Source organism: Streptomyces sp. NPDC031340 (assembly GCF_055569945.1).
In genome coordinates this window covers 211,571-236,100 of the sequence record NZ_JBVIIE010000003.1, presented here as the reverse complement: position 1 = coordinate 236,100, position 24,530 = coordinate 211,571, and the positions used below count along the sequence as shown (strand labels likewise).

At 73.7% G+C, this 24,530-nt stretch carries 21 protein-coding genes; 15 read left to right on the top strand and 6 right to left on the bottom strand.

Going from position 1 to position 24,530, the window contains the following annotated elements; translation table 11 throughout:
* The first annotated feature begins 71 nt into the window (after positions 1-71).
* The 3 genes from ACZ5GT_RS03600 (at position 72) to ACZ5GT_RS03590 (ending at position 4,628) form a co-directional block, all read left to right on the top strand.
* A complete protein-coding gene (locus tag ACZ5GT_RS03600; protein ID WP_469013730.1) occupies positions 72-1,910 on the top strand; it encodes a glycoside hydrolase family 15 protein in 1,839 nt (612 codons plus the stop codon).
* Positions 1,911-2,088: 178 nt separating this feature from the next.
* Positions 2,089-3,639 (top strand): amidohydrolase, encoded by a 1,551-nt coding sequence (locus ACZ5GT_RS03595; protein WP_469013728.1) that lies wholly within the window; start codon positions 2,089-2,091, stop codon positions 3,637-3,639.
* A 734-nt stretch (positions 3,640-4,373) separates the two neighbouring features.
* Positions 4,374-4,628, top strand: coding sequence for a hypothetical protein (locus ACZ5GT_RS03590; protein WP_469013726.1), 255 nt, complete (start codon positions 4,374-4,376; stop codon positions 4,626-4,628).
* Between the two features lie 567 nt (positions 4,629-5,195).
* Here ACZ5GT_RS03590 and ACZ5GT_RS03585 read toward each other — a convergent pair.
* Entirely contained in the window at positions 5,196-6,008 is an 813-nt protein-coding gene (locus tag ACZ5GT_RS03585; RefSeq protein ID WP_469013724.1) for an SAM-dependent methyltransferase, read from the bottom strand.
* A 41-nt stretch (positions 6,009-6,049) separates the two neighbouring features.
* Here ACZ5GT_RS03585 and ACZ5GT_RS03580 point away from each other — a divergent pair, with 41 nt between their 5' ends.
* Positions 6,050-7,510, top strand: a complete 1,461-nt coding sequence (locus ACZ5GT_RS03580; protein WP_469013754.1) for a PP2C family protein-serine/threonine phosphatase — start codon at positions 6,050-6,052, stop codon at positions 7,508-7,510.
* Positions 7,511-7,534: 24 nt separating this feature from the next.
* Here ACZ5GT_RS03580 and ACZ5GT_RS03575 read toward each other — a convergent pair whose 3' ends face one another.
* On the bottom strand, positions 7,535-7,975 hold the full coding sequence (locus ACZ5GT_RS03575) for an ATP-binding protein (protein ID WP_469013722.1): 441 nt from the start codon (positions 7,973-7,975) through the stop codon (positions 7,535-7,537).
* Positions 7,976-8,245: 270 nt separating this feature from the next.
* On the opposite strand from ACZ5GT_RS03575, the gene ACZ5GT_RS03570 reads away from it, so the two are divergent.
* The 3 genes from ACZ5GT_RS03570 to ACZ5GT_RS03560 all read left to right on the top strand — a co-directional run bounded on the left by ACZ5GT_RS03570 (position 8,246) and on the right by ACZ5GT_RS03560 (position 10,297).
* Positions 8,246-9,124, top strand: a complete 879-nt coding sequence (locus ACZ5GT_RS03570; RefSeq protein WP_469013720.1) for a helix-turn-helix domain-containing protein — start codon at positions 8,246-8,248, stop codon at positions 9,122-9,124.
* Positions 9,121-9,372: a DUF397 domain-containing protein gene (locus ACZ5GT_RS03565; protein ID WP_469013718.1), complete on the top strand. Its 252-nt coding sequence runs from the start codon at positions 9,121-9,123 to the stop codon at positions 9,370-9,372. The genes ACZ5GT_RS03570 and ACZ5GT_RS03565 overlap by 4 nt, the downstream gene beginning before the upstream one ends.
* Positions 9,373-9,490: 118 nt before the next feature.
* Positions 9,491-10,297: an SAM-dependent methyltransferase gene (locus ACZ5GT_RS03560; protein ID WP_469013717.1), complete on the top strand. Its 807-nt coding sequence runs from the start codon at positions 9,491-9,493 to the stop codon at positions 10,295-10,297.
* Here the strand turns inward: ACZ5GT_RS03560 and ACZ5GT_RS03555 are convergent.
* From ACZ5GT_RS03555 to ACZ5GT_RS03545, 3 genes are read right to left on the bottom strand one after another with little or no spacing between them, the layout of a single operon-like run.
* A complete protein-coding gene (locus ACZ5GT_RS03555; protein ID WP_469013715.1) occupies positions 10,287-11,072 on the bottom strand; it encodes a cupin in 786 nt (261 codons plus the stop codon). The genes ACZ5GT_RS03560 and ACZ5GT_RS03555 overlap by 11 nt on opposite strands.
* A complete protein-coding gene (locus tag ACZ5GT_RS03550; RefSeq protein WP_469013714.1) occupies positions 11,066-11,992 on the bottom strand; it encodes a DUF6807 domain-containing protein in 927 nt (308 codons plus the stop codon). The genes ACZ5GT_RS03555 and ACZ5GT_RS03550 overlap by 7 nt, the downstream gene beginning before the upstream one ends.
* The gene (locus tag ACZ5GT_RS03545) at positions 11,989-13,104 is read right to left on the bottom strand and encodes a Gfo/Idh/MocA family protein (protein ID WP_469013712.1); all 1,116 of its coding nucleotides are present in this window, start codon (positions 13,102-13,104) and stop codon (positions 11,989-11,991) included. Before ACZ5GT_RS03545 ends, ACZ5GT_RS03550 begins: the two co-directional genes overlap by 4 nt.
* 260 nt (positions 13,105-13,364) lie before the next feature.
* Here ACZ5GT_RS03545 and ACZ5GT_RS03540 point away from each other — a divergent pair, with 260 nt between their 5' ends.
* The gene (locus ACZ5GT_RS03540; RefSeq protein WP_469013710.1) at positions 13,365-15,104 is read left to right on the top strand and encodes a protein kinase domain-containing protein; all 1,740 of its coding nucleotides are present in this window, start codon (positions 13,365-13,367) and stop codon (positions 15,102-15,104) included.
* 16 nt (positions 15,105-15,120) lie between these two features.
* Here ACZ5GT_RS03540 and ACZ5GT_RS03535 read toward each other — a convergent pair whose 3' ends face one another.
* On the bottom strand, positions 15,121-16,806 hold the full coding sequence (locus ACZ5GT_RS03535; RefSeq protein WP_469013708.1) for a cellulase family glycosylhydrolase: 1,686 nt from the start codon (positions 16,804-16,806) through the stop codon (positions 15,121-15,123).
* A gap of 248 nt (positions 16,807-17,054) precedes the next feature.
* On the opposite strand from ACZ5GT_RS03535, the gene ACZ5GT_RS03530 reads away from it, so the two are divergent.
* The 7 genes from ACZ5GT_RS03530 (at position 17,055) to ACZ5GT_RS03500 (ending at position 24,518) form a co-directional block, all read left to right on the top strand.
* Positions 17,055-18,740 carry an FAD-dependent oxidoreductase gene (locus ACZ5GT_RS03530; protein ID WP_469013706.1) on the top strand — a complete coding sequence of 562 codons (1,686 nt, stop codon included), beginning with the start codon at positions 17,055-17,057 and terminating at the stop codon, positions 18,738-18,740.
* Between the two features lie 150 nt (positions 18,741-18,890).
* Entirely contained in the window at positions 18,891-19,391 is a 501-nt protein-coding gene (locus ACZ5GT_RS03525) for a hypothetical protein (protein WP_469013703.1), read from the top strand.
* Positions 19,392-19,506: 115 nt separating this feature from the next.
* Positions 19,507-20,226 carry a class F sortase gene (locus ACZ5GT_RS03520; RefSeq protein WP_469013702.1) on the top strand — a complete coding sequence of 240 codons (720 nt, stop codon included), beginning with the start codon at positions 19,507-19,509 and terminating at the stop codon, positions 20,224-20,226.
* Positions 20,227-20,364: 138 nt separating this feature from the next.
* Positions 20,365-21,486, top strand: a complete 1,122-nt coding sequence (locus ACZ5GT_RS03515; protein ID WP_469013700.1) for a SchA/CurD-like domain-containing protein — start codon at positions 20,365-20,367, stop codon at positions 21,484-21,486.
* Between the two features lie 103 nt (positions 21,487-21,589).
* Positions 21,590-22,003 (top strand): cupin domain-containing protein, encoded by a 414-nt coding sequence (locus tag ACZ5GT_RS03510; protein ID WP_469013699.1) that lies wholly within the window; start codon positions 21,590-21,592, stop codon positions 22,001-22,003.
* Entirely contained in the window at positions 22,000-23,268 is a 1,269-nt protein-coding gene (locus ACZ5GT_RS03505) for a beta-ketoacyl-[acyl-carrier-protein] synthase family protein (protein ID WP_469013697.1), read from the top strand. The genes ACZ5GT_RS03510 and ACZ5GT_RS03505 overlap by 4 nt, the downstream gene beginning before the upstream one ends.
* A complete protein-coding gene (locus ACZ5GT_RS03500; protein ID WP_469013695.1) occupies positions 23,265-24,518 on the top strand; it encodes a ketosynthase chain-length factor in 1,254 nt (417 codons plus the stop codon). The genes ACZ5GT_RS03505 and ACZ5GT_RS03500 overlap by 4 nt, the downstream gene beginning before the upstream one ends.
* The last annotated feature ends 12 nt before the right edge of the window (positions 24,519-24,530 follow it).

Here is a 24,530-nt window from a genome sequence, read left to right as displayed (position 1 = left end):
CGATCCCCGCGCTCGGGGCGGCGATCCGCCCTAAGCTGGAGCGGGGATCCGGTCGGGGCAGGGAGGCTGCGATGGGCGGGAGCACGACCGACGAGGAGAGGCCGGGGCCCGCCCCGCGCTATCTGCCGATCACGGAACACGGTCTCATCGGTGATCTGCGCAGCGTGGCCCTGGTGGGCACCGACGGCACCATCGACTGGTACTGCTGTCCGTCGTTCGACGCGCCGAGCGTCTTCGCCTCGATCCTGGACGCCGAGCGCGGCGGGTGCTTTCAGCTGGCGGCGGCCGTCCCCGCGACGACGAAACAGTTCTACTTCCCCGACACCAACGTCCTGATCACCCGCTTCTTCACCGAGGACGGTGTCGGCGAGGTGCAGGACTTCATGCCCATCAGCGGCGAGAAGGTGGAGGCCGACCGGCACCGGCTGATCCGGCGCGTGGTGTGCGTGCGCGGCTCGATCCCGTTCAGCGTCCGGGTCGCCCCGCGGTTCGAGTACGGCGCCCGGCCGCACACCCTGCGCATGATCAGCGGGGTGGCACTGTTCCAGACCGCCGAGCTGTCGCTCGCGCTGACCGCGACCGTGCCGATGGAGGCCGACGGCCCCGACGCGCGGGCCGACTTCAAGCTCGCCGAGGGCGAGTCGGCGGTGTTCGCGCTCGACCAGGTCGGCGGGGACGTGCAGCCGCGCGGGTGCGCGCGGCTCGAGGCCGAGGAGCAGTTCACCACCACGGTGGCGTACTGGCGGCGCTGGCTGTCCGCCTCCAAGTACCGGGGCCGCTGGCGGGAGATGGTGCACCGCTCCGCGCTCACCCTGAAGCTGCTCACCTACGCGCCCACCGGCGCGATGGTCGCCGCGCCGACCACGAGCCTGCCCGAGGAACTGGGCGGCGAGCGCAACTGGGACTACCGGTACATGTGGGTGCGCGACGCGGCGTTCTGCGTCTACGCGCTGCTGCGGCTCGGCTTCACCGGCGAGGCCGAGGCGTTCATGGACTTCGTCACCCGGCACGTCAGCCCCGGCGACGGCAAGCCGTCGGGCCCGCTGCAGATCATGTACGGCATCGACGGCCGCACCGAGCTCCCCGAGGTCGAGCTGGACCACCTGGAGGGTCATCACGGTTCGGCGCCGGTGCGGGTCGGCAACGGTGCCGCCGAGCAACTGCAGCTCGACATCTACGGCGCGCTCATCGACTCCATCTACCTGTACGACAAGTGGGCCAAGCCGATCTCCAGCGACCAGTGGGACGACGTGTGCGCGCTGGTGGACTGGGTGTGCGAGCACTGGGACCAGCCCGACGAGGGGATCTGGGAGACCCGCGGCGGCCGGAAGAACTTCCTGTACTCGCGGCTGATGTGCTGGGTGGCGATCGAGCGGGCCATCCGCATGGCCAACCGGCGCGGCCTGCCCGCCGACCTGCCGCGCTGGCGCCAGTGCCGGGACGCCATCTACCGGCGGATCATGAGCCGGGGCTGGTCGGAGTCCCGGCAGGCCTTCGTGCAGCACGAGGACGGCGACGTGCTGGACGCGGCGGTGCTGATGATGCCGCTGACGAAGTTCATCGCCCCGACCGATCCCAAGTGGCTGTCCACGCTCGACGCCCTCACCCAGGACCTGGTGTCCGACTCGCTCGTCTACCGCTACGACCCGACGGCGAGCCCCGACGGGCTGCACGGCGACGAGGGCACCTTCTCCATCTGCTCGTTCTGGTACGTCGAGGCCATGGTGCACGCCGGACGGATCGACGAGGCCCGCCTCGCCTTCGAGAAGATGCTGACCTACGCCAACCATCTCGGCCTGTACGCCGAGGAGATCAGCCACACCGGGGAGCAGCAGGGCAACTTCCCGCAGGCGTTCACCCATCTCTCCCTCATCAGCGCGGCCTTCAATCTGGACCGGGCCCTCGGCTGACACCGGCGGCCGTCCGCGGCGGGGGGGGCGGTGTCATCGGCCGGTCGGCGGCGCGTAGCCTCGGAGCCGAATCAACCGGATCAGCCGGACACAGCCGGATGACCTGGATGACCCGGGTTGCGGGGCGGCATGTCGCGCGTCCCGGCCGTGGCATGTCGCGCCGACGACGGGAGCCCTCATGACGAGCCTCGACGGGATGCCCGGTCTCCGGGCCGGTGAACCGGGCGACCCGCCCGCGGTGACGCTCGCCCACGTGCGGATCGGACCGGGCGGGCCGCTGGGCAGCGTGCGGATCGCCGACGGGAGGATCGTCGCCGTGGCCGCGGAGGACGGGCGCGGGGACGTCGCCGCGGACGCCGCGCGGGATGCCGCGGGCGACGCGGTGGTCGACCTGGGCGGGCGGACCGTCCTGCCCGGTCTGTGGGACGCCCACGTGCACATGGCCCAGTGGGCCGGCAACCGGCACCGACTCGACCTGTCCGGCCTGGGCTCGGCGCGGGCGGTGGCCGAGGCGGTGCGGCGGCACGCGACCGGCCTGCCCGCCGGGGAGATGCTCATAGGTCACGGCTTCCGGGACGGGCTGTGGTCCGACTCGCCGCACCGGTCGCTGCTCGACGCGGTGTGCCCGGACCGGCCGGTCGCGCTGGTCGGCGCGGACCTGCACGCCGCATGGCTGAACTCGGCGGGCCTGGCGCGGGTCGGACGGGGCGGCCATCCGACCGGCCTGCTGCGGGAGCACGAGTGCTTCGAGGTGCTCGACCTGCTGTCCGAGGCGCCCGCCGAAGTCCTCGACCGGTGGGTGGCCGAGGCGTGCCGGGACGCGGCCGCGCGGGGTGTCACGGGCATCGTCGACTTCCACTTCGCCGACAACGTCACCGACTGGAGCCGGCGCGCCACGGCGGCGCCGCTCGCGGTGCGGGTGCGGGCCGCCGTGTATCCGGCGCAGTCGGAGGAGGTGATCGAGCGCGGGCTCCGCACCGGCGACGTGCTGCCCGGGACCGGCGGCATGGTCCGGGTCGGCCCGCTCAAGGTGTTCACGGACGGCTCCCTCAACACGCGCACCGCGCTGTGCCGCGACCCCTATCCGGGGCTGGAGGGCACACCGGAGGCGCACGGGGTGCAGGAGACGTCGCGGGAGGAACTGGTCCGGCTGATGCGGCGGGCCGCCGCGCACGGCCTGGAACCCGCCGTCCACGCGATCGGCGACCGCGCCAACACGCTCGCCCTCGACGCGTTCGAGGCCGTCGGCTGCCGGGGCCGCATCGAGCACGCCCAACTGCTGACGGCGGCGGACGTGCCGCGGTTCGCGGAGCTGGGGATCACGGCGAGCGTGCAGCCCGCGCACGCCCCGGACGACCGCGACGTCGCCGACCGGCACTGGGCCGGACGCACCGGGCGCGCCTTCGCCTACGCCGACCTGCTGGCGGCCGGCGTCCGGCTGGAGTTCGGCTCCGACGCCCCCGTCTCTCCCCTCGACCCGTGGCTGGGCATCGCGGCGGCCGTCAGCCGCACGGCCGACGAACGGCCCGCCTGGCACCCGGAACAATGCCTTCCGGTACGGTCGGCGCTCGCGGCGTCGGCACTGGGCCGTTCCCGCCCCCACGCCGGCGACCCGGCCGACCTGGTGATCGTGGACGTGGACCCGCTGGAGGCGGACACCCGTACGCTGCGCGAAATGCCGGTACACGCCACGATGGCCGCCGGCCGCTGGACACACGGCCCCCTGTGAACAGACGCGCGTGAGCACCATCTGCACGTAACCGGCCTTCCGCAGGCTCCGTGGGCGACGACCCCGACCGCGGCACAGGCCGGTGGGGCGTGCGGATCCCCGCTGGTGGATCGCATCGGCGAGCGCTCCCCCGTGACACGCCGTCCGCGCTTCTTCCCGCTGTCCGCAGAGCCACGCTCGCGTACCCGCGCGCTCCGCGGCCGACGACACGGAGGCTCGCTGCCGACCTGGAGCCGCGCACTGCCCGACGGGGTCGAACGTCCGGAAACCCTACGCACGTTGTCAGAGTGTCCGGGCCCGGGCAGGGCGGCGGACTGGACGGCACGTTCTGTTCCGGCCGCACCGCCCGCGGCATGCGCCGACCTACGACCGTACGAGCCGCTCCTTCCGGCCGGGGAAGCCCGCCGTGTCGGTCACGATCACCGGTGTCGGCCGGCACGCGGCTCGGTAGCCGCCGGCCGGCCCGACCGCCAGGGCCGGACGGCCCCGGCCTCACCCCGGTGGCCCCTCCGCGCGGGGCACCGGCCGCGCTGCACTGGAAAAAGGAAGCGGCGTCGGCGACCGGGAGGCGAGGACATGGCAGGGACAACGCCGGGAACCGCCACCGCACGTCCTGCCGGGGCCCCGCATTCCGGCCCACCGTGTCCGGGGGTGCGCCGGCAGGACGGCCGCTCCGCCTCGCCGGTCGTCGGGCGCCCGGACCGGGCCGGCCCGCGCTGCTCGGAGCCGGCGTCATGATCGCCGTAGCCCTTCTGCTGAGCCTGCTCATCCTCGCCGGTGCGCTGTACGACACCGCCCGTCTGCTGGGCCCGGCCGCGGGTCACCACGCCGTGCGGGTACGACGGCACCGCGCCGCTCCGGAGGCGGCCGAGCGGCGGCTGGTGGGAGAGCGGCTGCGCGGCCGGATCGACGCGGCCGCCTACCGGGAGAGGATGCGCTCCCTCGCCGAGGACCGGCCCCGCCCGGCCGTTCCGTGGCACCGGAGCTGAGGGGCGGGGCCCGACGTCACCGAGGGCGCGGCCCGCCTCCGCCGACGAGGCGGCGGGACGCCGAAGCGGCGGGGACGGCGGGAACGTCCGCAGATACCCGGTATCCGCCACACCCTCGCCGGCCCGAAACCCGGCTCGAGGTGCTCCGGGCCGCCCGCCCTGCCCGAGGGGCGCCCGGTGGCCTCGCGGGCGAGGTGCCGGGCGGCCCGCAGGACGGGCCGCCCGCCCCTCTCGCGTCCGCGGTCACGGAACGATCATCGGGGTCAGGCGCGGACACCGCGCGCGGCACCCGCGAGGGGTTTCCCCGGCCCTGCCGGACCGGCGCCCGCGCCGGGGGACGGCCGCCCGGCGGGAGGCGCGGTCGCACGTGGGTCGTCCACCGCGCGCCGACCGGCCCGGCCGTCCCCGTCCGCTCGCCGACGGGGGCCTCCGGCCGGACCGACACCCCCCGCTCGGGCCCGGGACACCGGCTCCGGCCGGCGGTCACCGCAGCCACCGCCCACGGCCGCCGCAGGCCACCGTCACCGACCTCGCAGCCGCCGTCCGGGTCGCCGTCCGGGCCGTCCGTCAGCCGGTCTTGTGGCCGACCCCCGCGTACACCCAGTACTCCGACGGGTTGTCGGGGACGCGGTCCTGCGGGTCCGGGCGCCACACCGGGACGTGGACCAGACCCGGGTCCACCAGGTCGAAGCCCGTGAAGAGGCCGAGGATCTCCTCGTGGGAGCGGGCGGTCACCGGCGACGTGGCCCTGGACCGGTACAGTCGGCCCACCGCGGCGGCCGTGTCCGGGCGGTCCTGGTTCGTGGCGTGGGACAAGGCCAGCCAGCTGCCGCCGGGCAGGGCGTCCCGGAAGCCGGCGACGATGCCGGCCGGGTCCTCGTCGGGCGAGATGAAGTGCAGGATCGCGACCATCAGCACCGCGACCGGCTGGTCGAAGTCGATCAGCTTGTGCAACTGCGGGGAGGACAGGACCTCGTCCGGGCGCCGGATGTCGGCGTCGACGATGTCCGCGTCCGGATTCTCCGCGAGCAACGACGCGCTGTGGGCCACCGCGACGGGGTCCTTGTCGACGTAGACCACCCGGGCGCCGGGGCTCGCCGCCTGCGCCACCTCGTGCACGTTGCCCTGGGTGGGGATGCCCGAGCCGAGGTCGATGAACTGCCGCACCCCGTTGTCGACCAGGAAACGCACGGCCCGTCCGAGGAAGGCGCGGTTGGCCCGGGCGAGCATGCGGACCTGGGGGTCGATGGCGGTGAACGCCGCCACCGCCTCCCGGTCGATGGCGAAGTTGTGCTCTCCGCCGAGCATGGCGTCGTACATCCGGGCGACGCTCGCCTTGTCGGGATCGGCTCCCGGCGGCAGAGGTCCACTGTCGGTCACCAGAACGTCCTTTCGCAACAAGGCACTTGACACCTCATCATATAGTTGCCGACGACCCGCGGCGCTGGCATCGTCATCGCCGCGCGCCCCGGTCCCCCACCCGGAAAGGCACCACGACCCTGCGGAACGAACCGCGCAGCCGCACCGAGGACACCCCCACCGCACTGCACTCCCCCCGCCGTTCGGCGTTCTCCCCCGCGGCCGACGCCATCGGCTCGGAACTCGATCTGCGGATCACCGGCAGCCACGTCGTGCACGCGCTGGCGCCGGGGTTCTGCGACGCGGCGTCCGTCTACCTGCTGGAGCGCTGGCGTCGCGAGGAGAGCGCGTACGTCACCGCGGACCCGCCCCAGATAGAGGCGCGCCGTCTGGCCCTGCGGGTGGGCACGGACGCACCGGAGGCGTGGGAGGGCGTGCTGCCGGTCGGCGAGGTGATCGTCTTCCCCCGCGAGACGCCGTACGCCCGCGCGCTCGCCGACGGACAGGCCCAGTTGCACGACTCCGTCGACACGCACACGGCCGAACGGCTCGCCGCCTCCGGCCCCGGCGACATCCGGATCGACATGCTGCTGCAGGCGACGTCCTTCCTGGTGGTGCCGCTGCGGCTGCGGAACACCGCGATCGGCTTCATCGCCTGCACGCGCGGGCCTGACCGGGGACCGTTCGTGACCGCGGAGGTGGCGGCGGTGGAGTCGCTGGCCGCGCGGGCCTCCATCGCGCTGGACAACGCGCGCCGCTACGAACGCGAGCGGCGCACCGCGCTGGCCATCCGCAACAGTCTGCTCCCCGGCACCGTCCGGGAGGCCGAGGGCTGCCGCGTCGCCCACGGCTGCCTGCCGGCCGGGCAGGGCACGGTCATCGGCGGCGACTGGTTCGACGTGCTCAACCGGCCGGGCGGTCGGGTCAGCCTGATCGTCGGGGACGCCATGGGACACGGTCCGGAGTCCGCGGTCGCGATGATCCAGCTGCGTACCGCGGTCCGTACCCTGGCCGGACTGGACATGCCCGCCGTGGACCTCGTACGGCGGCTGGACGCGCTCGCCAGCGACACCCCGGACGCCTCCTTCGCGACCTGCATCTACGCCGAGTGGGATCCGCGGCAGGGCACCTGCACCCTGGTCGGAGCGGGGCACCCGCCCCCGCTGCTGCGCGGCCCGGACGGCCGGACCGCCCCGGTGTCGCTCGCCGGAGCCGGGCTGCCGCTCGGCCTGGGCACGGGCGGCTACGAGGCCACCGTGCTGAAGGTGCCGGAACCGGCCCTGCTCGTGCTCTACAGCGACGGCCTGGTCGAGTCCCGCGAACACGACATCGACCAGGAGATCGCCCGCCTCGCCCGCACGCTGGACGAGGCCGCCGCCGACGATGCCGCCGCCGGCCGCCCCGACGCGGACGCCGGCGGCCCGGACCCGCTGCCGGCGCTGTGCCGGCGGCTGCTGCACAGCACGGCCTGCGCCGATGACCGCACCGTGCTGCTCGCCCGGCTGACGCCCACGCGGGACTGAACCCACCGCCGTCCCGCCCGGAGTTCAGGCCGTCAGGGTCGCCCACACGGCGTTGCCGCCGGTGAGCCGCGAGCGGTCCACGCCCCAGGCCTGGGCCAGTTCCTCCACGAGCAGCAGGCCGCGCCCGCCCTCGTCGTCGGGGCTCGGGTCGCACCGGGGCAGGTCGCGGCCCGTGTAGTCGTGGTCGTGCACCTCCAGGCGCACGCACCCGTCGGCGACCAGCCCGATGCCGCACAGGATCCGCGCGCTGAGCGTGTGCCGCACCGCGTTGGTGGCCAGCTCGGACAGCAGCAGCACCGCGTCCGCGCACACCTCCCCGGGCACGCGCCAGCCGGTCAGCCGCGCGCCTATGGAGCGGCGGGCGACCCGGACGCTGGACCGGTGCGCGGGCAGCTCGAGCCAGTGCGCGCGCTCCGGATCGGGGACGTCTAACAGCTGGGAGTACGAAGTGATCTGGGGGAACACGGTGTTGGCCTTCCGTGGGGGCGGAGCACAGCCGAGGGGGCGGGGGACGGACGCCGAACGGCTGCGCATGCCAACTCCACTGGGACGATGGATCGTTGACAGGCAAGCGCTCGCGTTCTGGCGGCACGGATCACACAAGTAATCATGCTCGTACCCGAGTTCAGGCTGCAACCGGCTCCCTGATAATTTCACACAGCCGGTGTCGGTCTGGCGGCGTCATCAAGTGCCTGTCAGACTCGGCCAGGTGACGGACCCTCAGGAGGTAAGGGCGTGAGCGAAGGCCGTTCGGGTGCGGGCAGCGGCACCAGCGCACCCACCGTGCTCCGCATGATCCTCGGCCGACGGCTGCAGGAGCGGCGGCAGACCGCGGGCGCCTCGCTGGAGGACGCGGCGCGGGCGCTAAGGGTGAAGACCCTGACCATCCGCCGCCTGGAGAAGGCGGAGGTCGGTCTCAAGCCGCTCTACGTGGAGAAGCTGCTGGAGACCTACGGGGCGGACCGACAGGAGATCGACGAGTTCGTCGCCCTCGCCGAGCGGGCCAACCAGCCCGGCTGGTGGCACACGTACCGGGACGTGCTGCCCACCTGGTTCAGCGCGTACGTCAGTCTGGAGACCGGCGCCAAGACCCTGCGCACCTACGAACCCCACTACGTCACCGGCCTGCTGCAGACCCCCGCGTACGCGCGCGGTGTCCTCGGCGGCGGTTTCCCCAACGACAACGACGAGGACCTCGAACGCCGCGTTGACCTGCGGCTGCGCCGCGCCGCTCTGCTGGACAGACCCGACGCGCCCACGCTGTGGGTGGTGATGGAAGAGGCCGTGCTGCACCGGGTGGTCGGCGGTCCCGAGGTCATGCGGGAACAGATCGAACGGCTCCTGGAGGTCTCGGAGCTGGAGCACGTCAGCATCGACGTCGTGCCGTTCACGGCCGGCGCCCACGTCGGCGCCTGCGCGCCGTTCACGTACTTCCGTTTCGAGGAGCCGGAGCTGCCCGACATCGTCTACAGCGAGATCCTCTCCGGCGCGATGTACCTGGACCAGCGTTCGGACGTGGTGGCTCATCTCGAGGCGCACAACCGCATGTCCCTGCTGACCTCGGACGCGGACAGCAGGGCGCTCCTGGATCGCATGCGCAAGGAGTACTCATGACCACCATCGACGGTGACGTCTACAACGGGATGCCCGCCTCGGACCTCGGCGAACAGGGCTGGGAGTCTCCGTGGAGCGGCCCGAACGGGGGCCAGTGCGTGCAGACGAAACAGCTCGCCGACGGCCGGGTGGCGCTGCGGCAGTCGACGGATCCCGCCGGTCCCGCGCTGATCTACACCCCCGAGGAGATCGCCGCGTTCGTCGCGGGCGTCAAACGGGGCCTCGCCGACCACCTGGCGGCCGGCTGAGCCGCCGACCGGACCCGAGCGGGAGCCGGCCCCGGCCCGCGACCTGTCCGATCTCGCCGTTACCCCCCTTACTCCGTACGCCCCCGATACCCCCACGAAAACCACTGAGAGGGACAGGATGACCAACTCGCACGCCGCGCGGGACATCGACACCAGCAGGCCCCACTCCGCGCGGATGTACGACTACTACCTCGGCGGGAAGGACCACTTCGACGTCGACACCAAGGCGGCGGAGACCGTCGCGGCGGCCTACCCGGGCATCTTCACCTGCGCGCGCGAGAACCGGGCCTTCATGCACCGGGCCACCCGGGTGCTCGCCCGGGAGCACGGCATCCGCCAGTGGCTGGACATCGGCACCGGCATCCCGACCGAGCCGAACCTGCACCAGGTGGCGCAGTCGGTGGTCCCGGAGGCCCGCGTCGTCTACGCCGACAACGACCCCCTCGTCCTGAAGTACGCCGAGCGGCTGATGCGCAGCACGCGGCAGGGCCGGACCACGTACATAGAGGCGGACGTCAACGACCCGGACACGCTGCTGAACGCGCCGGAGCTGGCCGAGGTCCTGGACCTCACCCGGCCCGTGGCGCTGTCCCTCAACGCCCTGATGCACTTCGTCACGGACGCGCAGGACCCGTACGGCATCGTCAGCCGTCTGCTGGCGGTGCTCCCGTCGGGCAGCGCGCTGGCCCTGAGCCACTGCACGCCCGACTTCGACCCGGCGACCTGGCAGAAGGTGACCGACATCTACACCGGCGCCGGCACGCCGGTGCAGTTCCGCTCCAGGGAGGAGGTGGCCAAATTCTTCGACGGACTGGAAATGCTCGACCCGGGCATCTCCGTCGGCCACCGCTGGCGCCCGGACGGCGAGCCCGCCGCGTCGGACGCCGAGGTCAGCCTGTGGACCGGGGTGGGCATCAAGCCGTAGGGCCGTCGGGGGCGTCCTCGCCGGCGTACGGCAGGGTCGTCCCGGGCAGCGCGTACTCGTCGCGCCGGCCGCACATGCCGTAGCCGCCGTGCCGGGTCGGCGTGGCCGCGTACGCGGTCGCCCCGGCCAGGTACGCCGGCTCTCCGGCGGCCAGCGCGTCGAGCTGGCCGCCGGTGCGTTCGGCGGCGGCCAGGGCACCGGCCCGCCACAGCTCGCGCCAGGCCGGGATCTGCGGGCGCACCAGCCGGGCGGCGGCACGGTGGAACTCCCGGAGCGGGCCGTCGTCGCCGGCGGCGAGGGCCTCGCGCAGCGGCAGGTAGCCCCGCACCGCGAGGTCCCGGCGGCGCCGGGCGGCGTCCGCCGTGCCGGGTCCCGTGCCCGGCGGGAGCGTCGCCGCGGCCCGGTACCTCTCGGGGTCGGCGAGCACCTCGGGCGGGAAGGTGAAGACGGCGTCGCCGGCCTCGGGCAGCCCGCTGTTCTGCATCAGGACGGTGACGCGCAGACCGTCGCGCTGCACCATGCGGTGCACGGTGCCCGGCGTGAACCAGGCGACGGACCCGGGCTGGAGCGGGATCTCCCGGCAGCCGTCGGGGCTCAGCGTCTGCACCGCGCCCCGCCCGCCGGTGACCACGTACGCCTCCGCGCACACCAGGTGCAGATGCGGGCTGCCGCCGCACACCCCGTCGGCGGCCGGCCAGTCGTAGGCGCTGAGGTGGGACAGGCCGACGGCGCCGGGCAGCGGGTGCGGCAGCGCGGGGCCGGTCGGGGTCACCACGGCAGGTCCTTCAGGTGCGCGGCGACGCGGTCGCGGTCCCAGGCGCCGTCGGCGACGACGACCCGGTAGCGGTAGCCGAAGGACGCGCCGGGCGGCAGCTCGAACGTCTCGAAGAACGCCCAGGAGAACGCGACCGAGGGGATCGGCTCGGCGCGCACGAACCAGTGCGACGGGTGGATCGCCGTCGTCCCGTCGAGGTTCTCCGGCGCGTGCGCGAAGACGACCGTGGAGTGCGCGTCGACCTCGTCGTGCTCGGCGGTGTACGCCAGCCACGGGCCCTGGGTGCCCATCAGCGTCCCGGCGTCGGCGACGCCGTCGGGTCCGAAGACGGTGCCGCCGGTGAAGTCGCGGGGGCCGCGCCACTGCAGGCCGGTGTATCCGGCCATCTCGCGGCCCTCGGTGGTCGGGGAGCCGAAGACCAGGGGCTCGGCGCGGGCGTTGGTGAGCCGGATCGACCAGTCCAGCACCCAGGCGCCGGCCTGCTCGTCCACCGAGTGCACGGTCAGCCCGCGCTCCTCGCGCGCCCACTCCGCTCCGCCGTTCGCGAGCCAGGTGAGCTGCTCGGTGAGCGCCAGCCGGCCGTCCTCGACGGTGAGGGCGGTGAAGCCGTCGTGCCGCATCGAGCCGACGCGCTCTGGCAGGACCTGGTAGCCCTGGCCGCGGACGTAGGAGTTGCCGCCCCAGAAGTTCTGCCCGGACAGATGACTCGCCGTCATCTGCAGGCCCTTGTGCCAGCGGTGGTCGCTGGGGCGGTAACCGGTGACCGTGCGCCCGGCGAGGGTGCGCACCGGGTGGGCGTAGGGCTTGCGCGCCTCGAAGGCCTCCGGGTCGGGGCGGTAGACGTAGCGCAGGATCTCGGTGCCGGCGGCCGTCGCGACGGCGATGTGCTCGCCGTGGACGTGGCTGACGCGGATGCTCATGCGCGCTCCTTCGGGGCCCACTGCGGGTGGTCGCCGTGCATCGCCGCGTAGAAGGGGTCGCCGGGGCCGATCTCGCCCGCGTGCACCGGGTGTCCGGTGAACGCCGACTTGTAGAGGGCGGCGGCGAACTCCAGGGTGGCACGGGCGTCGGGGCCGCTGCCGGGCGGCCGGACGCCGCTGTCCCAGGCGTCCAGCAGGGCGCCCAGTTGCGCGGTGTGCGAGCTGGGCACGTCGGCCGCGGGGCTGCGCCAGGCGGCGGCGCGCCCGGCGTCGACGTGCGGCGCCGGGGTGTAGACCCAGTCCTCGTTGCGGTGCCCGTACAGGTGGGTGAGTTCGACGGTGGCGTCCGCGCAGTCGACCCGGATCCGGCTGACCTCCTGCGGGGACAGCGCGCTGTTGACGACCGTGGCGACGGCGCCGTTGGCGAAGCGCACCAGGGCCGTGGAGACGTCCTCGCTCTCGATGTCGTGGACCAGGCGCGCCGCCATGCCGCGCACCTCCTCCCACGGGCCGAGCAGGTCCAGCAGCAGGTCGTACTGGTGGATCCCGTGCCCCATCGTCGGCCCGCCGCCCTCGCTCGCCCAGGTCCCGCGCCACGGCACGGCGTAGTAGGCGGCGTCGCGGTACCAGGTGGTCTGGCAGTGGGCCACCAGGGGGGCGCCCAGCTCTCCGCTCGCGATCAGCTCGCGGGCGTGCGCGGCCCCGGAGCCGTAGCGGTGCTGGAAGATCACGGACGCGTACGCCCCCGACGCCTCCTCGGCCTCCGCGATCTCGTCGTACTCGGCCAGCGACAGGCACAGCGGCTTCTCGCACAGCACCCACGCACCCGCCTTCAGCGCGGCCACCGTCTGCTCGCGGTGCAGGGAGGGCGGCGTGCCGATGAGGACCAGGTCGGGCCGTACGGCGTCCAGCATGGCGTCCGTCGACGGGTATCCGGCGACGTCCTTCCCGGCGAGTTCCCGGAACGCGTCGAGCCTGCCCCGGTCCACGTCGACGGCGGCGACCAGTTCCACCCGGCCGGCATGGGCGCGCAGCGCGGGCAGATGGCTGCCCGCGACGATCGCGCCGGTGCCGACGACGGCGACGCGGCGGGGAGCGGGGCGTGGGGACATGCGGGGTCCTCCTCGGGGTGCCGACGACCGATGGCATGCAGAAAGCGCTTGCCCTACAGGTGACAGTAGGCGGCGGGTGATTGTCAGGACAACCCCCCGCCCGGTGACGGGGCCCGCGTCTCAGGGACCGGAACAAGCCATCCCGCCCGACGCGCGGGGGCGGAAGTGGGAGAAACCCCGGATCCGCGCCGCGGCTGGGCTAGCCTCGTCTTCCCCTGGACAGCGAACTGGCATACGTCGAAGAGAATTTCGGGGGATCAGTGTCACATCAGCGGCCGGTACCGGACCCGGCGGCGGACGAGGCCGCCGTGCTGCGGCAGGTCGGCGCCTCTCCCCTGCGCGCCGGCGACCCGGACGGCGTCGGCCCCTACGTGCCGCTGGCCCTCCTGGGCAGCGGCGGCATGGGGCGGGTCTTCCTCGCCCGCCCCGCGGACGGCAGTCCCGTCCTGGCCGCGGTGAAGGTGATCAGGCCCGAGTACGCCGACGACCCCGGCTTCCGGCGCCGGTTCGAGCGCGAGGCGGCGGTGCACCACCGCGTCCGCACCCCGCACACGCCGAGGCTGTGCGGCACGGGCTTCGGGGACGACGAGTCGCTGTGGATGGCCACCGAGTACGTGCCGGGGCTCGACCTGGCGGCGGCCGTGCGGGAGGGCGGCGCCCTGGAGACCGCGGCCGTCTGGCGGCTGGTGGCCGACGTCGGACAGGCGCTCGCGGCGCTCGCCGCCGCGGAGATCGTGCACCGCGACCTGAAACCGTCCAACGTCCTGCTCTCCCCCTGGGGCGCGTACGTGATCGACTTCGGCCTGTCGAAGGCGGTCGACTCCAGCGCCCTCACCGGCACCGGCAACCGGGTGGGCACCCCGGCCTACATGAGCCCGGAACACCTGAGGACCGGTCAGTGCGACACCGCGTCGGACGTGTTCTCGCTGGCCGGAACGCTGGCCTACGCGGCCACCGGCCGGGCCCCGTTCGGCGACGGCACCGGCGTCGACGTGATGCACCGGGTGGCGTTCGAGGAGCCGGACCAGGACCTGCTCGACGAGGTCCGGGCCCGCGACGCGGACCTCGCCTCCCTGCTGTCCGTGTGCCTGGTGAAGGAACCCGGGCTGCGGCCCGCTCCGCAGGAGCTGATCGAGGCGGCCGAGGAGCACACCGGCACGTCGTCCGTGTGGCCCCAGTCGCTGGAGAGCCGGGTGCTGGCCCGGCACCGGGCGTACGAGGTGCTGCGCCGCCTCCCGGCCGGGCGGCAGGCCCGCCCGGAGCCGTCGAAGGCGGGGGCGGGGGCTGCGGGGGCGGAGGCTCGGGCGGGGGCTGCGGGGACCGGGGCGGCGGAGGAGGCGCCGGCTCCACCCCCGGCGGAGGCCCGCTCCCGGGCGCGGCTACGGCCGGCGACGGCCGTAGCCGCCGGCCTGGCCCTCTGCGCCGTCGCGGGCGCCTTCGTCGTCGCCCATCACCACCACGCCACCGCGACCGCCACCGCCCCCTGGACCCGCCCCACGGCGGGCGCGGGCGGCGGCTCGGGCGGCCCCGGCCTGCTGCCCGTGCCCGGCGTGTCGGACCGCGCGCCGGGCACGTCCGGCAAGAGCGCGGACGGCGCCGCGCTCGCCCACGAGGCCGGCCGGCCCCCGGTGTCGGGCCCCGCGGCGGCCACCCGCTCGAACGCCGCCCCGGCCGACGGGACGTCGGCCGCCGCGACGCCGTCGTCGCCGGGCGTGTCGCCCACCGCCTCACCCTCGGAGCCCACGACCGAGCCGGAGCCCTCGGAGTGCGCGTACTACTCCGGCAGCGGCCTCACCCGCCGCGGGGACAGCGGCCGGCGGGTCTTGGAGGTGCAGTGCCTGCTGGCCGAACGCGGCTACGGCGGGGCGGGCTCGGACGCCGAGGGCGAGTTCGGCGCCGGTACGGAGTCCGCGGTGCGCGGCTTCCAGAGCGACCAGGGGCTCCGGCCCGACGGCGAGGTGGGACACGACACCTGGGCCGCCCTGCGCGGCGCCGGGTGACGCCGCGCAGGCCGGGTCAGCTCACGGAGCAGGCGGCCCCGTTCAGCGTGAACGCCGTCGGGGCCGTGTTCGCGGTGCCCTTGGCGGCGGTGAAGCCGACGGTGACCTTGCCACCGGCGGGGACGCTGCTGGTGTAGGAGGCGGCCGCGACGCTGACCGTGCCGCCGCTCTGGGTGGGCGTCCCGCCCCACATGTTGGAGATCGTCTGGCCGTCGGCGAAGGCGAAGCCGAGCGTCCAGCCGTCGATGGCGGTGGTGCCGGTGTTGCCGATGGTGATCTCGCCCTGGAAGCCGCCCGGCCACTCCCCCACGATGCGGTAGCCGACGGAGCACGACGCCTTGGCGCCCTCGGCCGTGGTGACGTCCACCGTCGCCGAGCGGGGCGAGCGGTTCCCGGCCGCGTCGCGGGCGCGGACGGCGAAGGTGTACGCGGTGGCGGCGGTCAGGCCGGTCACCGTGGCGGTCCCGGTGGTGGAGGTGGCGACCCTGGTCTCGGTGCCGTCGCCGGCGACGCGCACCACGTCGTAGCCGGCGACGCCGACGTCGTCGGTGGCGGCGGCCCAGGTGAGGGTGACCGACCTGGCCGTCGCCGAGGACGCGCTCGGGGTGCCGGGGGCGGTCGGCGCCTGGGTGTCGCCGGAGCTCTGCCCGGCGTAGACGGTGGCCTCCTTCGCGGTCCGCGCGATGCCGTCGGCGCCGTTGAAGACGCGCACGCCCCAGGAGCTGAGCCGGGTGGCGTCGAAGCCGGTGGCCAGGTCCAGGACCGGGTCGGTGTTGCCGCTCCAGGACCAGGCCAGGTAGCCGAGGTCCAGCTGCTCGGCGGCAGCCATCATGGTGTCCTCGTCCGGGTCGCCCCACTGGTCGGCGGGGCCGCCGAACTCGCCGATGAGGATGGGCAGTCCGGCGTCGACGAAAGCGTTCAGGTAGTCGGTGATCTCCTGGGCGGTGTCGAAGACGCTGTACATGTGGATCGAGAAGATCAGGTTGCCGGTGGGGTCGGCGTCGTGGACCGACCGGGCCTGGGCGCGCATGACCCCCTGCCAGTCCTGGCCCCAGTTGGGCGCGTCCACCATGAGGGTGTGCGCGAGGCCGGCGGCGCGCAGCTTCTTCACGGCGGCGACGGTCGGCTCGGTCCAGCCCGCGGGGTCGGTGTTGCCCCAGGGCTCGTTGCCGATGTTGACGACGATGTAGTCCTCCTGGCCAGCGAGCACGTCCTTCAGGCCGATCCAGTAGTCCGCGGCCTCGTCCAGCGTGCCGGCCGCGCTGTCCTCGCCGTAGCCGGTGGTGTCGTGCACCTCCAGGACGCAGATGAGGCGGTTGGCCTTGCACTGCGCGACGACGTCGGCCACGTCGGCGGGGCTGTTCGCGCTCCAGCGGTGGCCGTCGGCCAGGACGACGCGCACCGTGTTGGCGCCCAGCGCCTTGATGTCGGCCAGCGACTGCCGGGTGCGGCCGGGGTACCAGGTGTGGGCGTGGTTGACGCCGCGCATCACGAAGTCGTTGCCGTTGCCCTCGACCAGGCGGCCGTCGCTGATGTGCAGGCCGGCCGCGCGGACACCGGGCGGCTCGGCGTGTGCGACGGCGGGGAAGGCGGCGGTGACGAGGACGAGCCCGAGCAGGCTCGCCAGCACGGTGAACAGGCCCTCCAGCGGGCGCTTTCGTGCCGTGCTCCTCGGTGCGGTCGTGGTTCTGGGTGTTCTCACTGCGGCTCCAGGGGAGTGAGCGCCGGATGACTCGGGCGTCGGAAGAGGAACGGGACTGAATGTGGGAGCGCTCCCATGAAGCCATCTTCGCCAAGTACACGTCAACCCTGCGGGGTGGTTCCGGGACCGGTCGGGCCCGTGTCACGTAAGCGGGTGAAGCCTGAGCCGCCCTCCGCGCCGCGGGGCATGGATGAAGATCCCCGCCGTATCCGGCCGGGACGGCGGACACGACACGCTGGAGGCACGTGATGAACGCAAGAGCCGAACGGGCGGACGGGACGGAGCAGCGCGTCCCGGTCCTCATCGTCGGCGGTTCCCTGGTCGGCCTGTCGACCTCGTTGTTCCTCGGCAGGCTGGGGGTGCGGCACACGCTCGTCGAGCGGCATGCCGGCACCTCCATCCATCCCCGCGGCCGGGGCAACAACGTGCGCACGATGGAGCTTTACCGGGTGGCCGGCGTCGAACCGGCGATCCACGCGGCCGCGGTCACCCTCGCCGGCAACCACGGCATCCTGCAGACGCCGGCCCTCGTCGGTGAGGAGGGTGAATGGCTGTTCAAGGAGATCGACCCGGGCGGCGGGCTGGCCCGCTTCAGCCCCACCTCCTGGTGCCTGTGCAGCCAGAACGACCTGGAACCGGTGCTGCTCGACCATGCCGCGGGGCTCGGCGGCGATCTGCGCTACTCCACCGAACTGATGTCGTTCGACACCGACGCGGCGGGTGTCACCGCGGTGGTCAAGAGCCGGCGCACGGGCGAGCACACCACGATCCGCGCCGACTACCTGGTCGCCGCCGACGGCCCGCGCAGCCCCGTCCGGGAGCAGCTCGGCATCGGCCACAGCGGACCGGGAGACCTGTTCCACAACGTCAGCGTCACCTTCCGTTCCCGCCGCCTCGCCGAGGTCGTCGGCGACCGGCGGTTCATCGTCTGCTACCTCACCCGTCCGGACGCCGACGGCGCGCTGCTGCCGGTGGACAACCGCGAGAACTGGGTCTTCCACGCCCCCTGGCACCCCGAACACGGCGAGACGCTGGAGGAGTTCACCGACGAGCGCTGCGCCGGCCACATCCGCCGGGCGGTCGGCGACCCGGACCTCGACGTGGAGATCACCGGCCGGGCCCCCTGGCACGCCGCGCAGCGGGTGGCGCGCAGCTACCGGTCCGGACGGGTGTTCCTGGCCGGCGATTCGGCCCACGAGATGTCCCCCACGGGCGCCTTCGGCTCCAACACCGGCATCCAGGACGCGCACAACCTCGCCTGGAAGCTGGCCGCGGTGCTCGGCGGCTGGGCGGGGGAAGGGCTGCTGGACTCCTACGACGCCGAGCGGCGTCCGGTGGCGGAGGCGACCAGCGCCCGGGCGGCCGCCCGGTCCGCCGAGCACAGCCACCCCGGCTTCGCCCCGCCGCCCGGCAGCGGTGGCGGGCCCCAGCGCGGACTGCTGAACGTCGCCCTCGGCTACCGCTATCCGCGCGGCGCCGTCGTCGGCGCCGATCCCGCGACCCCGGTCGTGCCGGAGCGGCTGGAGCTGACGGGGGAATCCGGCAGCCGGGCGCCCCATCTGTGGATGGCGCACCGGGGCCGCCGGATCTCCACCCTCGACCTCTACGAACGCTCGCTGGTCCTGCTCAGCGACGCCGACGTGCCGAACGGATGGCACGAGGCCGCCGTCCGGCTCGCCGAGCGGCTGTCCGTCCCGCTGGTCTCCTACCAGGTGGGGACCGGGCCGGACGCCGAGCTGGTGCCCGAGGACGGCGCGGGCTGGACGGAGCGCCACGGCACGGCGGCCGGGGGCGCCGTGCTCGTCCGCCCCGACGGGTTCGTGGCCTGGCGGTCGACGGGTCCGGCGGCGGATGCCGAAGCGGCGCTGCGCGAGGTGCTGACCACGCTGCTGGCCCTGCCCGCATCCGGCCGGGACGTTCGGCCGGGCCGGTGAACGCGGAGCCGGAGACGGGCCGGCCGTCACCCGGGTGAGCGCCCCGAGTGGTGAGCGGCGGCGGACTGCCTGACGGTGGTTCATATCGAGGCCGGGTCATTCCAGCTGACGAAGCACCAGCTGCCCGGCCCGAGACGGAAGGAACATCAGATGCGTTCTGCTCGCATGCTCCTGGCCACCGGGGCGGCCTCGGCCGTCCTCGCCCTCGGCGCCCCGGGCGTCTCTGCCTACGCCTACGGGGGTGACAGCGGCCACGGGGACTCCGGCTACAGCAAGGAGGACTCCGGCAAGGAGGACGGCTACGGCAAGAAGGAGGACGGCAAGAAGGAGGACGGTTACGGCAAGAAGGAGAAGGACGAGTACGGCAAGCCCCACGGCGGGATGCACACCGGCGGCGGCGCGCTGACCGCGGTCAACGGCGACTGGGGCGGCGACGAGTCCTACAAGGACAAGGGCAAGGAGAAGGAGAAGGACTGGAGCGGCGAGAAGTCGTGGGGCGGCGAGTACAAGAAGCCGAAGGGCGGGATGCACACCGGTGGCGGCGCCCTCGCCAACCCGGGCGTGACGGCGGGCGGCCTGGCCGTCCTGGCGGTCGCCGGTGCCGGTCTGTACACGGCGCGCCGTAAGAAGAGCGCCGCAGGCCTGGCCTGATCCATGCCGGATGCGATAGCCGCCGTGGCCGCCACCCGCGTGCCCGGTGGCGGCCCGGCCGGCCCTTTCGTACCCTCGCGTCCCGCTGCCGCGTCCAAGTGAGGTGGTCCTTTCCATGGCAGCCCCCGCTCCGCCCGCCCCCGACCACGAGCCGGCTTCGCCCCGTCCCCCCGGACAGAAGTCCGCCTCGAATCTGACCATGCTGTGCGCCGCCGGCCTCCTGGTCCTCGCGGTGAGCCTGCTCGGCAGCCAGGACAAGAAGTCCGACGAGCCCCGCGTGCCGGTCGCCGCCTCCACGCAGGCCGTGCCGCAGGCTGCCCCGGAGGCCTCCTCGCAGGCCGACGCGCCGGCCTCGTCAGGCGCGCAGGGAGCGGACCGGCACCTGCCCCGGTCCCGGCCGGTGCGCCTGCTCATCCCCAAGATCTCGGTCGACGCCCCCTTCACGGACCTCGACATCGGTCCCACCGGCCAGCTCGAACCCCCGCCCGCACACGACACCAACCTCGTCGGCTGGTACGCCAAGGGCGCCTCCCCCGGCGAAGCGGGCACCGCGATCATCGCGGGCCACGTCGACACGACGACGTCCGCGGCAGTGTTCGCCGGGCTCAGCGAGCTGACCAAGGGGGACCAGTTCTCCGTCGTGCGCGCCGACGGGCGCAAGGCGACCTTCGTCGTCGACGACACGGAGACCTTCCGCAAGGACGAATTCCCCAGCGATCGCGTCTACGCCGACACGCCTCAGGCCCAGGTCCGGCTGATCACCTGTGCGGGCGACTACGACCGCACGGTCCGGGACTACACGGACAACCTGGTGGTCTTCGCCCATCTCCGGTGAACCCCGGCGCGCCGGGAGCGGGTCACCCGCATAGTTCATCCGAGTCGCGGCCTTCCAGGGACGGGCACAGGATCGAGGCACGCTGACGTCGCGTCACCGCGGCCGACGCCCCACAGCCCCCGAAGGAGATTTGCGCACATGACCACCACGTCCACGACGGCCGCAGAATCACTGGCACGTCAGATGTCGAACCGGGTCTCCCAGTCCGTGTTCGACGGCTCCAGGCTCCGTGTCGTCCTGCTGGTGGACGTCTACGACGGAGCCCAGCAGCAGTTCCTGGAGGCCTACGAGCAGTTGTGCAACCAGGTGGCGTCCGTACCCGGACACGTCAGCGACCAGCTGTGCCAGTCGGTCGAGAACCCCTCCCAGTGGCTGATCACCAGCGAGTGGGAGAGCGCCCCGCCGTTCCTCACCTGGGTCAACAGCGAGGAGCACGTGCGGATGGTGGAGCCACTGCACAGCTGTGTCCGGGACACCAGGTCGCTGCGCTTCCACATCGTCCGCGAGACCGGTGGCCCGTCGCAGGCCGACCCCGGCGAACGCCGGCTGCAGGCCGAGCCGCGGATCGGTGACGGCCTCATCCGGCACGCGCTGACCTTCACCGTCAAGCCGGGCAGCGAGGCGGCGGTGGCGGCGATCCTGTCCGACTACGACCCGCCCGAGGCGCGGGTCGACGACACCACCCGGCTGTGCCGCACCTCGCTGTTCATGCACGGCAACCGCGTGTTCCGGGCCATCGAGGTGCGGGGCGACCTGATGGCGGCGCTGCGTCACGTCGCCCGGCAGCCGGAGGTGCGGGCGGTCGAGGAGGCCATCAACCCGTACCTGGAGCAGGACCGCGACCTCGACGACCCCGAGTCCGCGCGGGTCTTCTTCACCCGGGCGGCGCTCCCCGCCGTGCACCACGTGACGGCGGGAGAGCCGGACGCGGAGACGGAGCGGCACGCCCTGTACTTCCCGGCCCGGCCCGGCTGCGGCCTGCGGCTGGCCGAGCTGCTGGCCCGGCAGGACGAGGCGGTGGCGGACGACCCGCGCAGCCCCGTCGTACGCAGCACCCTCTTCGAGCGGGACCAGGTCGTGGTGCGGCTGATCGACGTGCGGGGCGGGCTCGACGCCGCCGACCCCGCGCTGGTCCTCGGTATCCCGGACCCCGGCCCGCTGGCCGAGCTGACGACGCTGCCGGGCGACGGCGACCTCGCGCGCCTGCTGAAGCTCGCCCGCATGCAGCTCGTCACCGACCGCAGCTCCGCCGAGGGCTGAACCCGTCCGGCCCGGATCGCAGCGGCCACGGCCCTCTGCCACGGCCCCTCTCGAAACAGCACATGATCGGAGCAACGTCGTGCCCAAACCCCGCCCAAGAATCGTGGATCTCAGCGACGTCGAGCCCAACACTCGGCGCGGCGGCGATCTGCGCGCCATGCTCACCCCCACCACGGTCGGCTCCACCAGCGGTTTCATGGGAGTGGCCATCGTGCAGCCCGGCGACAGCGTCGCCGAGCACTACCACCCGTACTCCGAGGAGTTCATCTACGTCGTCTGCGGGCAACTGGAGGTCGACCTGGACGGCGAGCCCCAGCCGCTGCGGCCGGAGCAGGGACTCCTGATCCCCACTCACATGCGCCACCGCTTCCGCAATGTGGGCGACGTGGAGGCCCGGGTCGTCTTCCACCTCGGCCCGCTGGCGCCGCGTCCGGAGCTCGGTCACGTCGACACCGAGCAGCCCGCGGCCGCCGCGGCCGAGGGCCGGAAGGCCGAGCGACGTCAGGTCCCGTCATGACCAGGCGTGTGGCGGTCACCGGCATAGGCGTGGTCGCACCCGGCGGTATCGGCGTACCGGCGTTCTGGGACCTGCTGTCCCACGGTCGTACCGCGACCCGGGGCATCACGTTCTTCGATCCGGCCGGCCTGCGTTCGCGCATCGCCGCCGAGTGCGACTTCGACCCGGCGGCCCACGGGCTCGGCCCGGAGGAGATCGCGCGCAGCGACCGGTACATCCAGTTCGCCCTGGTGGCGGGCCGGGAGGCGGTACTGGACGCGGGCCTCGACCTGGAACGGGAGAACCCCTGGCGGGTCGGGGTGTCACTGGGCACGGCGGTCGGCGGCACCACCCGGCTGGAGCACGACTACGTCCTGGTCTCCCACCGCGGCCAGCGGTGGGACGCGGACCACCACCGGGCCGAGCCGCACCTGCACCGCGCGTTCTCGCCCAGCACCCTCGCCTCGGCGGTGGCCGAGGAGTTCGGGGCACACGGACCGGTGCAGACCGTCTCCACGGGCTGCACCTCGGGCCTGGACGCGGTCGGCTACGCGTTCCACACGATCGAGGAGGGCCGGGCCGACGTCTGTCTGGCCGGCGCCTCGGACTCCCCGATCTCCCCGATCACGATGGCCTGCTTCGACGCGATCAAGGCCACCTCCCCGAACAACGACGACGCCGCTCACGCCTCGCGCCCCTTCGACGCCGACCGGGACGGGTTCGTCATGGGCGAGGGCGGCGCCGTCCTGGTCCTGGAGGAGCTCGAGCACGCCCTGGCCCGCGGCGCGCCCGTCTACTGCGTGATCGGAGGCTACGCCAGCTTCGGCAACGCGTACCACATGACCGGTCTGACCCGGGAGGGCGTGGAGATGGCCCGGGCGATCGAGACGGCCCTGGACCACGCCCGGCTCGACCCCACGGCGATCGACTACGTCAACGCCCACGGATCGGGCACCCAGCAGAACGACCGGCACGAGACCGCGGCGGTGAAACGGGCCCTGGGCCAGCACGCCTACGACACCCCCATGAGCTCCATCAAGTCCATGGTGGGCCACTCCCTCGGCGCGATCGGCGCCATCGAGGTCGTCGCCTGCGTGCTGGCCCTGGCCCACCAGGTGGTACCGCCCACCGCGAACTACGAGACGCCGGACCCGGAGTGCGACCTGGACTACGTCCCCCGCGTCGCCCGTGAGCGGAAACTGGACAGCGTCCTGTCCGTGGGCAGCGGGTTCGGCGGATTCCAGTCGGCGGTGGTCCTGACCCGGCCGAGGGAGAGGACACCATGAGCCAACCGCGACCACGACGCGCCGTCGTCACCGGCATCGGTGTGGTGGCGCCGAACGGAACCAGCACCGAAACCTTCTGGAAGGCCACTCAGGAGGGCCTCAGCGTCCTGGACCGGGTCAGCCGCGAGGGCTGTACGCACCTGCCACTGCGGGTGGCCGGCGAGATCCGGGGCTTCGAGCCGTCCTCGGCTGTCGAGGAGCGCTACCTCGTCCAGACCGACCGGTTCACGCACTTCGCGATGGCCGCGGCCGACCGCGCGCTGGACGACGCGGGCCTCGGCCCGGCGGACTCGGGCGAGGCGTCGTTCTCCGTCGGGGTGGTCACCGCGGCGGGCTCCGGCGGCGGCGAGTTCGGGCAGCGCGAGCTGCAGGCGTTGTGGGGGAAGGGCAGCAAGTTCGTCGGCCCCTACCAGTCCATCGCCTGGTTCTACGCCGCCAGCACCGGCCAGATCTCCATCCGCAACGGTTTCCGGGGCCCCTGCTCGGTGGTGGCCGCCGACGAGGCCGGCGGCCTGGACGCCCTGGCCCAGGCGGCACGCGTGGTGCGCAACGGCACCGACACGGTCGTCGTCGGTTCGACCGAGGCGCCGCTGGCCCCGTGCTCGATCGTGTGTCAGCTCGGCTATCCCGAGCTGAGCACGGCGGAGGACCCGGAGCGGGCCTACCGCCCGTTCACCGCGGGAGCCTGCGGCTTCGTGCCCGCGGAGGGCGGCGCCATGCTCGTGGTGGAGGACGAGGACGCGGCCCGCGACCGGGGCGCGCCCGCGCGGGCGCTGATCGCGGGGCACGCGGCCACGTTCACCGGTTCCTCCCGCTGGGAGGAGTCCCGGCAGGGACTCGCCCACGCCGTCCGCGGCGCGCTGGCCCAGGCCGGCTGCGCCCCGGAGGAGATCGACGTCGTCTTCGCCGACGCGCTCGGCGTGCCGGAGGCCGACCGCGCCGAGGCCCTGGCGATCGCGGACGCACTCGGGGCGCACGGCACCCGGGTGCCCGTGACCGCGCCCAAGACCGGCATCGGCCGCAGTTACTGCGCGGCGCCGGTGCTGGACACCGCCGCGGCGGTGCTCGCGATGGAGCACGGCCTCATACCGCCCACCCCGAACGTCTTCGACGTCTGCCACGACCTCGACCTCGTGACCGGGCGGGCCCGTCCCGCCGAATTGCGCACGGCGCTGGTCCTCAGCCGGGGACTGATGGGGTCGAACTCGGCGCTCGTGCTGCGGCGCGGCGCCGCCGACGCCTCCCAGTGAGGCACCGACAAG

Coding starts and splice junctions, on each gene's coding strand:
- ACZ5GT_RS03600 (WP_469013730.1), top strand. CDS start 72: ATGGGCGGGAGCACGACCGACGAGGAGAGGCCGGGGCCCGCCCCGCGC.
- ACZ5GT_RS03595 (WP_469013728.1), top strand. CDS start 2,089: ATGACGAGCCTCGACGGGATGCCCGGTCTCCGGGCCGGTGAACCGGGC.
- ACZ5GT_RS03590 (WP_469013726.1), top strand. CDS start 4,374: ATGATCGCCGTAGCCCTTCTGCTGAGCCTGCTCATCCTCGCCGGTGCG.
- ACZ5GT_RS03565 (WP_469013718.1), top strand. CDS start 9,121: ATGACCACCATCGACGGTGACGTCTACAACGGGATGCCCGCCTCGGAC.
- ACZ5GT_RS03560 (WP_469013717.1), top strand. CDS start 9,491: ATGACCAACTCGCACGCCGCGCGGGACATCGACACCAGCAGGCCCCAC.
- ACZ5GT_RS03550 (WP_469013714.1), bottom strand. CDS start 11,992: ATGAGCATCCGCGTCAGCCACGTCCACGGCGAGCACATCGCCGTCGCG.
- ACZ5GT_RS03545 (WP_469013712.1), bottom strand. CDS start 13,104: ATGTCCCCACGCCCCGCTCCCCGCCGCGTCGCCGTCGTCGGCACCGGC.
- ACZ5GT_RS03530 (WP_469013706.1), top strand. CDS start 17,055: ATGAACGCAAGAGCCGAACGGGCGGACGGGACGGAGCAGCGCGTCCCG.
- ACZ5GT_RS03525 (WP_469013703.1), top strand. CDS start 18,891: ATGCGTTCTGCTCGCATGCTCCTGGCCACCGGGGCGGCCTCGGCCGTC.
- ACZ5GT_RS03520 (WP_469013702.1), top strand. CDS start 19,507: ATGGCAGCCCCCGCTCCGCCCGCCCCCGACCACGAGCCGGCTTCGCCC.
- ACZ5GT_RS03515 (WP_469013700.1), top strand. CDS start 20,365: ATGACCACCACGTCCACGACGGCCGCAGAATCACTGGCACGTCAGATG.
- ACZ5GT_RS03505 (WP_469013697.1), top strand. CDS start 22,000: ATGACCAGGCGTGTGGCGGTCACCGGCATAGGCGTGGTCGCACCCGGC.
- ACZ5GT_RS03500 (WP_469013695.1), top strand. CDS start 23,265: ATGAGCCAACCGCGACCACGACGCGCCGTCGTCACCGGCATCGGTGTG.